13 protein-coding genes are annotated in these 14,840 nt (G+C 65.7%); 10 read left to right on the top strand and 3 right to left on the bottom strand.

The genetic code is table 11. From position 1 onward, the window contains the following. Positions 1 to 3: 3 nt before the first annotated feature. Positions 4 to 678, bottom strand: coding sequence for a YggS family pyridoxal phosphate-dependent enzyme (locus P8Q88_RS06685; RefSeq protein ID WP_278323072.1), 675 nt, complete (start codon positions 676 to 678; stop codon positions 4 to 6). Positions 679 to 703: 25 nt separating this feature from the next. Here P8Q88_RS06685 and P8Q88_RS06690 point away from each other — a divergent pair, with 25 nt between their 5' ends. The 4 genes from P8Q88_RS06690 to ald all read left to right on the top strand — a co-directional run bounded on the left by P8Q88_RS06690 (position 704) and on the right by ald (position 6,455). Then, positions 704 to 1,213 (top strand): thiamine phosphate synthase, encoded by a 510-nt coding sequence (locus P8Q88_RS06690; RefSeq protein ID WP_278323073.1) that lies wholly within the window; start codon positions 704 to 706, stop codon positions 1,211 to 1,213. A 152-nt stretch (positions 1,214 to 1,365) separates the two neighbouring features. Continuing rightward, positions 1,366 to 3,702, top strand: a complete 2,337-nt coding sequence (locus P8Q88_RS06695; protein WP_278323074.1) for an FtsK/SpoIIIE family DNA translocase — start codon at positions 1,366 to 1,368, stop codon at positions 3,700 to 3,702. Positions 3,703 to 3,712: 10 nt separating this feature from the next. Next, positions 3,713 to 5,260 (top strand): DUF389 domain-containing protein, encoded by a 1,548-nt coding sequence (locus P8Q88_RS06700; RefSeq protein ID WP_278323075.1) that lies wholly within the window; start codon positions 3,713 to 3,715, stop codon positions 5,258 to 5,260. 79 nt (positions 5,261 to 5,339) lie between these two features. Further along, positions 5,340 to 6,455 (top strand): alanine dehydrogenase, encoded by a 1,116-nt coding sequence (gene ald / locus P8Q88_RS06705; RefSeq protein WP_278323076.1) that lies wholly within the window; start codon positions 5,340 to 5,342, stop codon positions 6,453 to 6,455. Here the strand turns inward: ald and P8Q88_RS06710 are convergent. Further along, a complete protein-coding gene (locus P8Q88_RS06710) occupies positions 6,452 to 6,847 on the bottom strand; it encodes an acyl-CoA thioesterase (protein ID WP_278323077.1) in 396 nt (131 codons plus the stop codon). The two genes, ald and P8Q88_RS06710, sit on opposite strands and share 4 nt — an antisense overlap. Continuing rightward, positions 6,844 to 8,913 carry a S9 family peptidase gene (locus tag P8Q88_RS06715; protein ID WP_278323637.1) on the bottom strand — a complete coding sequence of 690 codons (2,070 nt, stop codon included), beginning with the start codon at positions 8,911 to 8,913 and terminating at the stop codon, positions 6,844 to 6,846. The genes P8Q88_RS06710 and P8Q88_RS06715 overlap by 4 nt, the downstream gene beginning before the upstream one ends. A 154-nt stretch (positions 8,914 to 9,067) precedes the next feature. Here P8Q88_RS06715 and P8Q88_RS06720 point away from each other — a divergent pair, with 154 nt between their 5' ends. The 6 genes from P8Q88_RS06720 (at position 9,068) to P8Q88_RS06745 (ending at position 14,793) form a co-directional block, all read left to right on the top strand. Then, the gene (locus P8Q88_RS06720; RefSeq protein WP_278323078.1) at positions 9,068 to 10,870 is read left to right on the top strand and encodes an aminopeptidase P family protein; all 1,803 of its coding nucleotides are present in this window, start codon (positions 9,068 to 9,070) and stop codon (positions 10,868 to 10,870) included. Between the two features lie 72 nt (positions 10,871 to 10,942). Further along, the gene (locus tag P8Q88_RS06725; protein ID WP_278323079.1) at positions 10,943 to 11,338 is read left to right on the top strand and encodes a VOC family protein; all 396 of its coding nucleotides are present in this window, start codon (positions 10,943 to 10,945) and stop codon (positions 11,336 to 11,338) included. Beyond that, positions 11,335 to 11,739, top strand: a complete 405-nt coding sequence (locus P8Q88_RS06730; protein ID WP_278323080.1) for a cupin domain-containing protein — start codon at positions 11,335 to 11,337, stop codon at positions 11,737 to 11,739. The genes P8Q88_RS06725 and P8Q88_RS06730 overlap by 4 nt, the downstream gene beginning before the upstream one ends. Before the next feature lie 189 nt (positions 11,740 to 11,928). Next, positions 11,929 to 12,606: an EF-hand domain-containing protein gene (locus P8Q88_RS06735; protein ID WP_278323081.1), complete on the top strand. Its 678-nt coding sequence runs from the start codon at positions 11,929 to 11,931 to the stop codon at positions 12,604 to 12,606. Between the two features lie 46 nt (positions 12,607 to 12,652). After that, positions 12,653 to 13,390 carry a response regulator gene (locus tag P8Q88_RS06740; protein WP_278323082.1) on the top strand — a complete coding sequence of 246 codons (738 nt, stop codon included), beginning with the start codon at positions 12,653 to 12,655 and terminating at the stop codon, positions 13,388 to 13,390. Then, entirely contained in the window at positions 13,387 to 14,793 is a 1,407-nt protein-coding gene (locus P8Q88_RS06745) for an ATP-binding protein (protein ID WP_278323083.1), read from the top strand. The genes P8Q88_RS06740 and P8Q88_RS06745 overlap by 4 nt, the downstream gene beginning before the upstream one ends. Positions 14,794 to 14,840 lie beyond the last annotated feature (47 nt).

A 14,840-nucleotide genomic window follows, 5' to 3' on the forward strand; every position in this document is an offset into this window, starting at 1 on the left:
GGGTTACCCGCGCTCTCCGAACAGAGCGGTTCCCACGCGCACATGCGTCGCGCCGAGCTGGATCGCGGTTTCGTAATCGCCGCTCATGCCCATGCTGCGGCCCCAGGAATCATCGGCTGGGCCGTGGTCCCGCGCCAACTTGTCGAGCAGGGCAAAGAAGGGTGCGGGCTCGATGTCGAAGGGCGGAATGCACATCAGGCCGGCGACCGAAATGTCCGCCTCGCGTGCCTGCTGGAGCAGCGCGGGCAGCTCGCCGATCGGACAGCCACCCTTCTGCTCTTCCTCGCCGACATCCACCTGAACGAAGCACGGCACCCGCCTGTCGAGCTTGTCCATCGCCTTGCCCAGCGCCTTCACAAGGCTCGGCCGGTCGAGCGAATGGATCACGTCGAACAGAGCGACCGCATCTTCCGCCTTGTTCGATTGCAGCTGGCCGATCAGGTGCAGCGTCACCGCCGGATGCTCTTCGCGCAGCGCGGGCCACTTGGCCTGTGCTTCCTGGACGCGGTTCTCGCCGAAATGCCGCTGGCCTTCGGTCAGCAGCGGGCGGATCGCCTCTACCGGATGCGTCTTGCTAACCGCGACGAGCGTAATCTCGCCCGGATCTCGGCGGGCGATCTTGCACGCCTTCGCGATATTCGCCTGCACCTGCTGCAGCGGAGTCTCTGCCTTTTCCATCGTGGAGCGCTATAGCGGACCACGCATGAATGGACAGGCCCTCCCGCTGCTCTGGCTGCTCTCCGATGCTCGCAACGATGGCGGGCTCGAAGAGGCCTTGCGCGCGCTGCCGGAGCGGTCGGGTTTCGTTTTCCGGCACTATCATCTCGATCCCGAAGCGCGGCGAACGCGATTCGACGAACTGGTGGCGATTGCGCGCGCATGCGGCCATGTGGTCATTTTGTCGGGCAGCGAAGACTGGGGCGCCGACGGGCACTACGGCGCGCCGGAGAGCCTCGGAAGCGGTCTGCGCCTGGCGACGGCGCATGATGGCGAAGAGATCGAAGCCGCTGTCGAAGCGAAGGCCGATGGTATCTTCCTTTCGCCCGTCTTTCCCACCGCCTCGCACCCCGGCGGCGCGACGCTCGGCCCGATGGGTTTTTCCGTTCTCGCACAGCAATCGCCTGTTCCGGTCATTGCGCTGGGCGGGATGAATGCCGACAGGGCGCGCGAACTGAACTGGCCGCGCTGGGCGGCGATCGACGGGCTTTCCTGACCTGCCCGACGCAGTCCTTCGCCGGTGCGAAGGGCAGGACAAGGGCACCAGTGTGTTGCTCAGAAAATACACCCGCCCGACGAACGCTGCTTGACGCGCGAGTCCCCGAGGATTCATACTGCGTCTTCCCTGGGGATCGAAGGTAAACGCACATGGCCACGCGCGCTGGCGCAGCACCCGACTGGCGGGCGGCATTCCGCCGCTCCTTCCGCCGTGCCACGCATATGGCCGGGGCAGGGCTGCTGTTCGCCCTCATGCTGTTCCTCACCTTGTCGCTGGCCAGCTACACACAGACCGATCCGAGCCCGTCGACCGCCGCTTCGGGAGAGCGGATCGGCAACTGGATGGGCCTCAGCGGGGCGTGGGCTGCAGAACGAGCCTTCAATTTCTTCGGCATCACCTCCGTCCTGCTGCTGCCGCTGCTCTATATCTCCGCCCGTCGCTTGTGGACCGGCGTGGAGGATGGTGACGAAGAGGAAACGCCCGGGCGCTGGTGGGCCCCCTTCGCCATGCTCCTGGCGGCGATGGTGCTCCTCGGCACGGTGCTGGCGCTGCTCTTCGATCCGGCCACGGGCAGCCTGCCGGCGGGTCTGGGCGGGCTGTTCGGCCAGCTCGGCGGCCTCGGCATCGAGGCAGCAGCAGACCGCTTCGGAGAGGCAGCCTCGGGCTGGATCGTTCTCGCCGTGGCCCTGCTCGCGCTGGGCGGCGGCATCGCGCTGGTGACGCGCGTTTTCGCGATCGACTGGGCGCAGTTCCTCACCCTCCCCGATTTCCTGCGCCGCCGCCCGGCGCTGATCGATGGCGACCTGCCGCTCATGCCCAAGCGGCAGAAACGCGCGAAACCGGCGAAGGCGGAGGACGAAGACGCCCAGCCGATCGAATTTCGCGAACCGCGCCGCGCGCCCGAGATCGCCGATCCCGCCCCCACGCCTGCGCAGCCGAAACCGGCAAAGGCCAAGCAGCGCGACATGTTCGCAAATTACCAGCTGCCGACGCTGGAATTGCTCGACGATCCGCCCGCCAACGCCGCCCCCAAGCTCGACAAGATGGCGCTGGAACGCAATGCGCGCCTGCTCGAAAACGTGCTCGACGATTTCAACGTGAAGGGTGAAATCACCGCCGTGCGTGCCGGCCCGGTGGTGACAATGTACGAGCTGGAGCCTGCGCCGGGCATCAAGGCCAGCCGCGTCGTCGGCCTGGCCGAGGATATCGCGCGCAATATGAGCGCGATCAGCGCGCGCGTATCGCCGATCCCGGGCAAGACCGTGATCGGCATCGAGCTGCCCAATGCCGACCGCCAGATGGTGAGCTACAAGCAGCTCGCCGCCAGCGCCGCCTTCGTCGACAGCAAGGGCAGCCTGCCGATGATCCTGGGCAAGGACATCGCGGGCGAGCCGATCGTCGCCGACCTGGCCGCCATGCCCCACCTTCTGGTCGCGGGCACCACCGGCAGCGGTAAGTCGGTCGGCCTCAATGCGATCCTGCTCTCGCTGCTCTACCGCTTCACGCCCGACGAGTGCCGGTTGATCCTGATCGATCCCAAGGTGCTGGAGCTCAAGACCTACGACGACATTCCCCACCTCCTCAGCCCCGTGGTGACCGAGCCGCACAAGAGCGTGCGCGCGCTGAAATGGGCGGTCGAGGAGATGGAGAAGCGCTATCGCATGATGTCGAGCGTGAACTCGCGCAATATCGCGGGCTTCAACGAGAAGGTGAAGAAGGCAGCCGAGAAGGGCAAACCGCTCGGCCGCCGCGTGCAGACCGGCTTCGATCCCGAGACTGGCGAGGAAATCTACGAGGAAGAGCAGCTCGATTACGAACCGCTGCCGCTGATCGTGCTGATCGTCGACGAGTTGGCCGATCTGATGGTCACCGTCGGCAAGGAAATAGAGGTGCTGATCCAGCGCCTCAGCCAGAAGAGCCGCGCTGCCGGCATCCACCTGATCATGGCGACGCAGCGCCCCTCGGTCGACGTCATCACCGGCGTCATCAAGGCCAACCTGCCGACCCGCATCAGCTTCAAGGTCACCAGCCGCATCGACAGCCGCACGATTCTGGGCGAACAGGGCGCGGAGCAGCTGCTCGGCAAGGGCGACATGCTCTACAAGCCCAACACCGGCGCGATGATCCGCGTGCACGGACCCTTCGTATCCGACGAAGAGGTCGAGAAGGTCGCCGACCACTGGCGCGCGCAGGGCAAGCCCGATTACGTCGATGCGGTCACCGAGGAGCCGGAGGACGGCGGCTACAGCTTCGAGGACGAGTTCACCGCTTCGGACGACCCGGACGAGCGCAAATACCGCCAAGCCTGCCAGATCGTGATCGAGAACCAGAAGGCCAGCGGATCGTGGCTCCAGCGCCAGATGGGCGTGGGCTACAACACGGCAGCCAAATGGATCGAGCGGATGGAGAGCGAAGGGCTTGTCGGCCCGGCCAACCATGTCGGCCGCCGCGAAATTTTCCGCGACCAGGACGGCAATCCGATCTAGATCGCCAACGATGGGACGGATAGTCGAACCTGCCAGCGCGGGGAAGCAGCGCGAGACGCCCGGTTGGGTGCACAGCCCGATCGGCAGGGCCCTGGTGCCCCTGCGCCGCTGGTGGCTAGACCACGTCATCGACAGTGTCGATCACACCCAGGTCATCGCCAAGGTCGCCAGCGAATGCACCAACAGCCCGCGCTATATCTTCATGACGATGATGTCGGCGGGCATCGCGATCCTGGGCATGCTGCTCTCCTCGCCGGCCGTGGTGATCGGCGCGATGCTGCTTTCACCGCTGATGAGCCCGATCCTCGGGGCCGGCTTCGCGCTTGCGACGGGCAAGATCAAGTGGCTCCAGATCTGCGTGAAGGCACTGGCCATTGGCACAATAGCGGCGGTTGCCTTCACGGCGCTGATCGTGCTCGTTTCGCCGCTCAAGACCGTGACGCCGGAAATCGCGGCGCGCACCCAGCCGAACCTGTTCGACCTGCTGGTGGCGCTGTTCTCCTCGCTCGCGGGATCATACGCCATGATCCGGGGGCGCGAGGGCACGATCGTCGGCGTGGCCATTGCGACAGCGCTGATGCCGCCTCTTGCAGCTGTGGGATACGGCCTTGCGACCTTGAACTGGACCGTCTTCGGCGGGGCGCTGGCGCTGTATGTCACGAACTTCCTGACCATCGCGCTGAGCGCCACGATCATGGCCCGCCTGTACGGTTTTCGCACCAATCTCTCGACCCGCCAGGGCTGGTTTCAGAACGTGGGCATATTCGTGGTCTTCACGCTGCTCGCCATTCCGCTCGGCCTGTCGCTGCGGCAGATTGCATTCGAGGCCAACGCTCAGCGTGTCGTCCAGTCGACCATCGCCGACAGCTTCCCGGGCAAGGCGCGCGTCAGCGACCTGGCGATCGACTGGGACAGCCAGCCTGCGACAATCACGGGCACGGTGTTCACGCCCGAGTTCAATTCGCGGGCGGATGCGGAGATCGCGCGGCGCCTGACCGGCCGGTTCGACCAGCCGGTGGCGGTTGCGCTCGACCAGTTCCGCGTCGGCGCCGATCCGGGCGCTGCCGAGCAGGCGCAATTGGCGCAGGCCCGCGCGGAGCAACAGGCAGCGGCGACCGAGGCGCAGATCAATCGGATGATCGACCAGCTCGCCGTGGTGGCCGGCGTCGACCGGTCGGCCGTGACGGTCGATCGCGGCAATCGCCGGGCGATCGTGCAAGCGGCGGACCTGCCCGGCCTTTCGCTGTCCGGCTGGCAACTGCTGGAACAGCGCATCGACCGGACAGCACCCGACTGGACCATCGAGCTGCGCCCCCCGGTGCTGGCCTTGCCGGCAATCCCTCTTGCAAATGGCGAACCGACCGATGCGGGGCTGCGGGCGCAGGACGCGGTCCTCTGGGCTGCTACACGCACCGGGCTGCCCATCGTGGTTTCGGGCGGCGGCGCGGCGGGCGATTCGCTGGTTGCAGCCTTGCGCAGCGAGGGCGTACAGGTCACGAAAGCCGAGGGCGGGTCCGCGGACCGGATCGACGCGCGCTGGCAAGCGCTGCCGCAATAAGATTACAAGAGGGGCGCATCCGCTTGCCGTCCGGCAGGTCCGGTCCTAACGGCCTTCGCCAGAGAAGGAGACAGCGGCCATGCGCATCGGCAGCCCCAAGGAAATCAAGAACCACGAATACCGTGTCGGCCTGACGCCCGAGAGCGTGCGCGAACTGACCGCGCGAGGCCACGAAGTGTGGATCGAGACGCGGGCCGGTGCCGGGATCGATGCGACCGACGCGCAATATGTCGATGCCGGCGCAAAAATCGTCGATGGGCCGGACCCGATCTTCGCCGAATGCGAAATGGTGGTGAAGGTCAAGGAACCGCAGGCGGTGGAGCGGGCCAAGCTGCGCGAGGACCAGATCCTCTACACCTACCTCCACCTTGCGCCCGATCCTGACCAGACCCGGGATCTTGTCGCCAGCGGCGTTACCGCGATCGCCTACGAAACCGTCACCGGCCCGCGCAACCAGTTGCCGCTGCTCAAACCCATGAGCCAGGTCGCCGGGCGCATGAGCGTGCAGGCGGGCGCCAGCGCGCTGGAAAAGGCGCATGGCGGGCGCGGCGTGCTGCTGGGCGGCGTGCCCGGTGTGATGCCGGGCAAGGTCGCGATCATCGGTGGCGGGGTCGTCGGGTTCAACGCGGCGCAGATGGCGGTCGGCCTCGGCGCCGACGTGACCATTCTCGACCGCGATCCAGAAGTGCTGGAAAAGGTTGGCACCTTCTTCGAAGCACGCGCCTCGACCCGCTTTTCCAATCGCGCGAACCTGCATGACGCCGTGTGTCAGGCGGACCTTGTCATCGGCGCGGTTCTGATTCCGGGTGCCGCTGCTCCCAAGCTCGTCACGCGCGAGATGCTGGGCGACATGCAGAAGGGCGCGGTGCTGGTCGACGTCGCGATCGACCAGGGCGGCTGCTTCGAGACCAGCAAGCCGACGACCCATGCCGAACCGACCTATGTGGTCGATGACATCGTTCACTATTGCGTGGCCAACATGCCGGGCGCAGTCGCGCGCACCAGCACTTACGCGCTCAACAATGTGACCCTGCCGCATGCACTGCGGATCGCCGATCTCGGCTGGCGCGAAGCGCTGCGCAGCGATCCGCACCTCGCCGAAGGGCTCAATGTGCACAAGGGCACGGTGACTTACGAGGCCGTGGCGAACGAACTCGGCTATGAATACCGCACGGTCGCGGACATCCTCGGCTAGGCGAAAGGCTCCAGCACTTCGGCCCGCACGCGCATCAGCCGCTGTGTGGCCCGGTCGAGCATGGCCCAGGTGGTCGTAGCGGAGACAATCACCTTGCCCGCCTGATCGCGGAAATCCACCCGCCGGGTGGAGGTCGCGCCGCGTGCCGGGCCTTCGATCCAGGTCTCGCCGGTGACGCTCTGCCCCGCGTCGATATTGCCACGATAATCGATTTCGTGGCGGATCACGACCCAGAAGAACGCCTCCCGATCCTGTGGACGCGCGACCGCCTCCCAATGCGAGGTTGCCATGTCCTGGATCCACTGCACCCAGACGGCATTGTTGACGTGGCCGAGCTCGTCGATGTGTTCGGGCCGGGCGGTGAAGGTCTTCTCGAAGGTCGGTGCCGTCACGTCTCGACGCCCAGCTGCCACAGCACGAAGGCGACCTCCTCCGCCGCCTCGCGTATGCTTTCGAAGCGGCCCGACTTGCCGCCATGGCCAGCGCCCATGTTGGTCTTGAGCAACAGCTCGTTGTCGTCGGTTTTGAGTTCGCGCAGCTTGGCCACCCATTTGGCCGGCTCCCAATAGGTCACGCGCGGATCGTTGAGGCCGGCAGTCACCAGCATCGGCGGATAGTCCTGCGCCACCACCTGGTCGTAAGGGCTGTAGCTCAGGATATAGGCGAAGGCCTGTTTCGACAGGATCGGATTGCCCCATTCGGGCCATTCGCCCGGGGTCAGCGGGAGGCTCTCGTCGAGCATGGTCGCAAGCACATCGACGAAGGGGACATGCGCCACGATCGCGCCCCATAGCTGTGGATCGGTATTTGCGACCACGCCCATCAACTCGCCGCCCGCCGAGCCGCCGGAAATGCTGATCCTGCCTTCTTCGGTATAGCCCTTCGCCGCGAGTCCTTTCGCGACATCGACGAAATCGGTGAAAGTGTTCAGCCGCTCGTTGAGCTTGCCCTGAAGGTACCATTTGCGGCCCAGATCGTCGCCGCCGCGGATATGGGCGATGGCATAGGCAAAGCCACGATCGACGAGGCTGAGACGCGTGGTCGAAAAGCCCGGCGGCACGGCATAGCCATATGCGCCATAGGCATAGAGATGCAGCGGGCCGGGGCCATCCGGCCGGTCCTTGCGCATCACTACGCTGACGGGGATCATCGTGCCGTCGCGCGCCTCGATCTCGACGCGCTCGGTGGTGTAGGCTTCCGGATCGTAGCCGCTCGGGATTTCCTGCTGCTTGAGCAGTTCCAGCTCGCCGCTTTCGACGTGATAGTCGAACACCGAATCCGGCGTGACCATGCTCTGATAGGACAGGCGCAGCTTATCCTGGTGGTACTCGGGATTGTTCGTCAGCCCAGCCGTAAAGCTCGCTTCCGCAAAGGCGATCGGCTTGACCAGATTGGGGTCCGAATAGGAGCGCAGCTGAATCTGGTCGAGCCCTTTGATTCGCCCCTCGGTGACGTAGAAATCGCGGTAGAGTTCGAAGCCGTCGAGATAGAATTCGTCCGACCCCTCGATCAGTGTCGTCCATTCGTCAGGCCTGTCGAGCGGCGCGGTGGCGAGGCGGAAATTGACATGATCGTCGTTGGTGTGGACCCAGACGGTTCCGTCCCGCACATCGACATCATATTCGATGCCCTTCATGCGCGGCTTGACGAGGATCGGTTCCGCCGTCGGATCGTCCGCCGGCACCAGCCGCACTTCGCTGGTCTCGTTGTCGCCGGTCGATATGACCAGCCAGTCCTCCTGCGCGCTGAGCCCGGCACCGACGCGGAAACCCTCGTCCAGCGTCTCGCGGTAGAGCTCGACATCCTCCGACAGCGGCGTGCCCAGCACGTGCAGCGTGGCATCGTGAACGCGCCAGTTTTCGTCGGCGAGGCCATAGACCAGCGCCGCGTCGCCCATCACCCAGACCAGGCCGGACAGCGTGCCGGGGATCTCGTCGGGCAGATGCTCGCCGGTTTCGAGGTTCTTCACACGCGCGGTGAACCGCTCCGACCCGTTGGTGTCGACCGAGTAGGCGAGCAGCTTGCCGTTCTGCGAGACGGAGAAGGTACCGAGGCGAAAATATTCACGCCCCTCGGCCAGTTCGTTTTCGTCGAGGATCAGCTGGTCTTCACCGCCCCCGACAGCCTTGCGGTAGTATTTGCGATACTCCGCCCCCTCTTCGAATTCCGACCAATAGAGGAAGTCGCCTCGCCGCTGGGGCACGGTCGAATCGTCCTCTTTGATGCGCGCCTTCATCTCCTTGAAGAGTTCTTCGACCAGTTCCTGCTGCGGTTCCATCCGCGCTTCGAACCACGCATTCTCCGCTTCGAGATGCTCGAGCACGCCCTTGTCCTCGACCGTCGGATAGCCGGGGTCGCGCAGCCAAGCGTAGGGATCGCCGATGGTGATCCCGTGATGCGAGTAGGAAAAGTCGCGTTTCTCGGCTTTGGGCGGCTCGGTGGGGCGGCTGGTCGAAATGGGAGAACTCCTTGGCGTCGCAACGGGTGGAAATGGGTGCCGGTGAGGCGTAAGTGGGGCGCATGACCCTGCGCGCCCGACCTAAGATGGGTAGGGGCGCGCCGCAAGCGCCGGTGCGACGATCCGGCCCGACGATTCGCAAAGGACCCCGCCCATGCTCATGCAGACATACGAAGCCCGCCTCGATGGATTACGCAAGGAACTCGGCAAACGCGGCCTCGATGGCTTCGTGATCCCGATTTCCGACGAGCATATGAGCGAGTACGTCGGCAGCTATGCCCAGCGCCTCAAATGGCTGACCGGCTTCGGCGGCAGCGCGGGCAGTGCGGTGGTGCTCAAGGATCGCGCCGCCATGTTCACCGATGGCCGCTACACTGTGCAGGTGCGAGAGCAGGTCGATGGCAAGCTCTACGATTACGAGGACGTGCCCGCGACTTCGCCCGCGAAATGGATTGCAGAGACAGCACCCGAGGGCGCCACCATCGGCTATGACGCCTGGCTTCACGGCATCGAATGGGCGGAAAGCGCGGAGAAGCTGTTCGCCAAGAAAGGCATCAAGCTGGTGCCGGTGGACGGCAATCCGATCGACGCGATTTGGGACGACCAGCCCGAACCCTCCAGCGCCGAAGCCGCGCCGCATGACGAAAAGCTAGCCGGCCGGTCCAGCGCGGACAAGCGCGCCGAGGTCGCCGACTGGCTGAAGCGCGAGGGCTATGACGCGACCGTCGTGACAGCGCTCGATTCGGTAGCCTGGCTGCTCAATATGCGCGGCAAGGACGTCGACAACACGCCGGTCGCGCTGTCCTATGTGCTCGCCCATGCGGATGGTACGGCAGAATTGTTCATCGCGCCGGAGAAGGTGACGCCCGCCCTGTCGCAGCATCTCGGCAATGCGGTGACCGTGCGCCCACGCAGTGAATTCGAACCGGCACTCGCCGATCTCAAGGGCAAGACCGTCGCGGTCGACACGAACCGCGCGGTGGCAGGCATCTTCCATGCGCTGGAGGCAGGCGGCGCGAAGGTGGTGCGCGACGGCGATCCCACGATCATGCCCAAGGCAATCAAGACGCCTGCCGAGCAGCAGGGCCACCGCGATGCGCAGGCGCGCGACGGGGTTGCGGTCAGCCGCTTCCTGCGCTGGCTCGGCATCGAGGCGCCCAAGGGCGGCGTGGACGAACTTGCCGCCGCCGCCAAGCTGCGCGAATTCCGCGAGGACTGCGGCATCCTGCGCGATGCGAGCTTCGACACGATCAGCGCCGCCGCCGGACACGCCGCGCTGCCGCATTACAAGGTGGACGAGGACAGCAATATCCCGATCCCGCCGTCCTCGATCTATCTCGTCGATTCCGGCGGCCAGTATGACGACGGCACAACGGACATTACGCGCACGGTGTGGATCGGCCCCGGCGAGCCGAGCGCCGAGATGATCGAGCGCAATACCCGCGTGCTGAAGGGTCATATCCAGCTGGCGATGCAGTATTTCCCCGACCAGACGACCGGCGGCGCGCTCGACGCGCTGGCGCGCATGCATCTGTGGCAGGGCGGCGTCGATTACGGCCACGGCACCGGCCACGGCGTCGGCAGCTATCTCTCGGTCCATGAAGGGCCGCAACGCATCAGCAAGCCGGGCGGGGCCTTTCCCGGCACCGAAACGCCGCTGAGCGAAGGCATGATCCTCTCCAATGAGCCCGGTTACTACAAGCCCGGCGAATACGGCATCCGGATCGAAAACCTCGTCCTGGTGGTCGAGGCGCCGATCGCGAGCGAAGGCAAGTATCTCGGCTTCGAGACACTGACCTTCGTTCCGCTCGACCGGACGCTGGTGGACAAGGACCTGCTGACCGAGGCCGAGATCGGCTGGTGGAACCGCTATCACGAGCAGGTCGAGGCGATTCTCGGCCCGCAGATGGAGGGCGAGGAACTCGACTGGCTCAAGGAGCAGTGCGCGCCCTTGTAGGGGATCCTTTGTTCCTGTAATGTTCTCCAGGAATCGAAAGCGGTCGCGAGTCGCTGACAGAGGAGAAATGCCATGATCGGTTACGTTACGCTGGGAAGCCAGGACCTCGAACGCTCGGCCAAATTCTACGATCCGATCGCCGCCGAAATGGGCGTCGGGCGGATGATGGAATTCCCGACCTTCATCGCGTGGGGCGATGCCAATGGTGCGCCGGGCATCGCGGCGACCAAGCCCTATGACGGCAATGCGCCGAGCGTCGGCAATGGTGTGATGGTGGCGCTGCAATGTAAGGACCGCGATCAGGTCAAGCGCCTGCACGAGCTGGCGCTGGCCAATGGCGGCAGCGACGAGGGCGAGCCGGGTCCGCGTGGTGAGCCGGACGAGAACGGCATGGTGTTCTACGCCGCTTACTTCCGCGATCCGGACGGCAACAAGCTCAACGCCTTCCTGATGGACAAGGCCGAATGAGCGAGGACCCGCGCCGGCTGGCCGAGAGCTTCGTACATCTCGGCCTCGGCGCGACGGCCGTGCCGCAACCGCCGTTCGAAGGCGGGATGGAATGGTACGAAGGCTATGGCCAGCGCCACGGCGCGGACGGGCGCGAGGGGCGACTGGTCAGCCAGTATACTTTCTCCGAGGACTGGGACAGCTGGGAGATGCATCCTCACGGTGACGAAGTGGTGATCTGCACTGCAGGCCGAATGATCCTGACGCAGGAATTTCCCGACGGCCGACAGCAGCAAGTGGCGCTGGAAGCGGGGGAATATGCGATCAACGCGCCGGGCATCTGGCATACGGCCGATGTCGAGGGCAACGCCACCGCAATCTTCATCACGGCTGGCGAGAGCACTCAGCACCGCCCGCGCTAGGGCAGCGCTTTGCGCACGGATGAACGCCCCCCGCTGCCTGTTACAATCCGTTACAATTCCCCCGCGATCCGGGATATTGCTGCGACATGGCGCGCCTAGAAAGGGCACACGAGCTGCGGCGGTGTTTCCGGTCTTCCTCCCCCTCCCGCCGTCGCAGCTCTCCGATTTGAACGCTTACGGAGATTTGCCATGCGCAAGACTATTTTTTTCCTTTCCGCCGCCGTCCTCGCCCTGACCGGCGGCGTCGCTTATGCCCACAATCACGGCGAACGCGCCGATACCAATGGCGATGGCGTGATCACCCAGGCAGAAATCCAGGCCCGGGCCGACGACCGCTTCGCCCGCATGGACAGCAATTCGGACGGCGTGCTGGATACCGCCGACCGCCAGGCCCGAATGGCCGAGCGCTTTGCCCGCATCGACGCCGATAATGACGGTGAGATAACGCAGGCCGAAATGCAGACCGCCCGCGAAGCCCGTCGCGAAAATCGCGCAGAGCGAATGGCCGAACGCGGTATCGAGCGTGGCGACCGCATGGGCCGACGTGGCGGCAATCGCGCCGATCGCATGGCCGCCCGCTTCGCAGCAGCCGATACGGACAATTCCGGCGGCCTGACCATGGCCGAGATGCAGGCGATGCACGAGGCCCGCGGCGAACGCGGCCATCGCGGGAAGCGCGGCATGAACCGGATGGCTCGCATCGATACCAATGGCGATCAGACCATCACCAAGGCGGAATTCGACGCCGGTATCGCTGCTCGTTTCGCCCGGCTCGATACGGATGGCAACGGTCAGGTCACTGCCGAGGAGCGCGAAGCCGCGAAGGCCGAACGTCGCGCCAGGTGGCAGGAACGCCGCGGCCAGTAAGCGCTTGATCGCTGGCCGATGCACCCGTTAGGCGCGCCGAAGACTCATGACGACCGACACCGCGCCCACCACTCTCCTGCTTGTCGACGACGAGCCGGGACTGCGGGAACCCCTGGCGGAATATCTCTCCGGCCAGGGGTTTTCCGTGCTCGAGGCGGAAAGCGCCGCGGCAGCCCGCACGAAGCTCGCCGAAACGACTCCCGATCTCGTCCTGCTCGACATCATGATGCCGGGTGAGGACGGGTTGTCGCTGTGCCGACATTTTGTCGAGACGCGCGACCTGCCCGTTATCCTGCTGACGGCGCGCGGCGAGGCGACCGACCGCATCGTGGGCCTCGAAATCGGGGCTGACGACTACGTTACCAAGCCCTTCGAGCCACGCGAACTGGTTGCGCGCATCCGCTCGGTGTTGCGCCGGGCCGAGCGCGCACCAGCTCCCATCGAAGAGAACCCCGTCTATCGGTTCGAGGGTTGGGCACTCGACCCGCTCAAACGCAAGCTCACAGATCCGGACGGCACGACCGTGCCCCTTTCGACCGCCGAATTCCGCATGCTGCGCGCTTTTTGCGATCATCCCCGCCAGGTGCTCGACCGCGACCGGCTGCTCGACATGGTGCAGGGCCGCGAGGCGCAATTGTTCGACCGTGCGGTCGACAATCAGGTCAGCCGCCTGCGCCGCAAGATCGAGACCGATAGCCGCAATCCGCAGCTGATCCAGACCGTGCGCGGAGGAGGATATCGACTGGCCGCCGACGTCACCCGCACGGTGCGCCCCGCCGAATGAGCCGCCTGCTGCCGAGGAGCCTGTTCGGGCAGGTCATGCTGGCGATGGCGGTCGCCTTGCTAGTCGCACAGGCAATTTCCACGACGCTGCTCTACCGCGCGGCCGAACAGCGCCGGGAGCTGGCACTGGCCAATGCCGCCGCCTTCCAGCTGGTGACCGGCCAGGCCCGCGCCGAACGCGGACGCTACGGGCGCGGCTCGCGCTTCGATCGCCAGGGCAGCGGCGCGCTTGATGGTCCCCGCCTGCCCCGTCGCCTGCGCTATTCGGAAAGCGATTCGAACCCGCTCGCGCCGAGCGATACCCGCGTCGCCGATCGGGAGGCCGCGGTGCGGGGCGTACTCGCAGCCCAGGGCATCGCCATTGCCGACCTTGTGGTCGCCCGCCGACCGACGCTGTCCGATCCGTTGGTTGCCGAGGCCCGCGAGCGGTTTCCGCGTTTCGCCGCGCGGCTGCGGGACGCTCCGCCGGAAATGCTCGTCGTGGGCCTGCGTCAGCAGGGTAGCGACACATGGCAGGTCGCCCGCCTGCCGATCCCTCCGCGCGATCGCGCCATCGTGCGCACGCTGCTGTTCCAGACCCTCGTCCTCTTCATTGTGCTGTTCGGCCTGCTCTGGTTCGTCCTGCACCGGATCACGCGGCCACTCGCCGCGCTGGCAGACAGTACGCGCCGCTTCGGCGGGGCGGGCAATGCGATCATTCCCGTCCACCCGAGCGGGCCCGACGACGTGCGCGATCTGATCGAGGCGCAGAATGCGATGCAGGCCCGGATCGGCGCCATGCTGGACGAGAAGGACGTGATGCTGGGCGCGATCGGCCACGATCTCAAGACCCCGCTCGCCGCGCTGCGTGTCCGGGTTGAAAGCGTGGATGACGATGTGGCCCGCGCACGGATGGTCGACAGTATCGAGGACATTACCCGCACGCTCGACGAAATCCTGCTGCTGGCCCGCCTCGGCCGCGCCGACCGGCCCGCAGAGCGGATCGACCTCTATGCGCTCCTGGTCTCGGTGGTCGAGGAATTCGAAGACATGGGCGAGCCGGTCGTGCTGCTCGAAGGACAGCGCCTCGCCGCGCCGATCCATCTCACCTGGACCAAGCGGGCCGTCCGCAATCTTGTCTCCAATGCCTTGCGTTACGGTGGGTCGGCCGAGATTGCGCTCTATCGCGACGGGGATGAAGCGGTGATCAGCGTCGAGGATATGGGACCCGGCATCCCCGAAGGCCGCATCGCCGAGATGCTCGAGCCCTTCACGCGCGGCGAAGGCAGTCGCAACCGGGCGACGGGCGGTGCAGGCCTTGGCCTCACGATCGCCCGCGCCATCGCGGAACAGCATGGCGGCAGGCTGGTGCTTTCGAATCGCGAATCGGGCGGCCTGCGCGCCGAATTGCGCGTTCCCGCTTAGACGACCGGAACCGGCCCACCCCTCCTCCCGACCACCCAATAGGATAC

It is taken from the genome of Qipengyuania marincola (assembly GCF_029688625.1).
Classification (GTDB): domain Bacteria; phylum Pseudomonadota; class Alphaproteobacteria; order Sphingomonadales; family Sphingomonadaceae; genus Qipengyuania.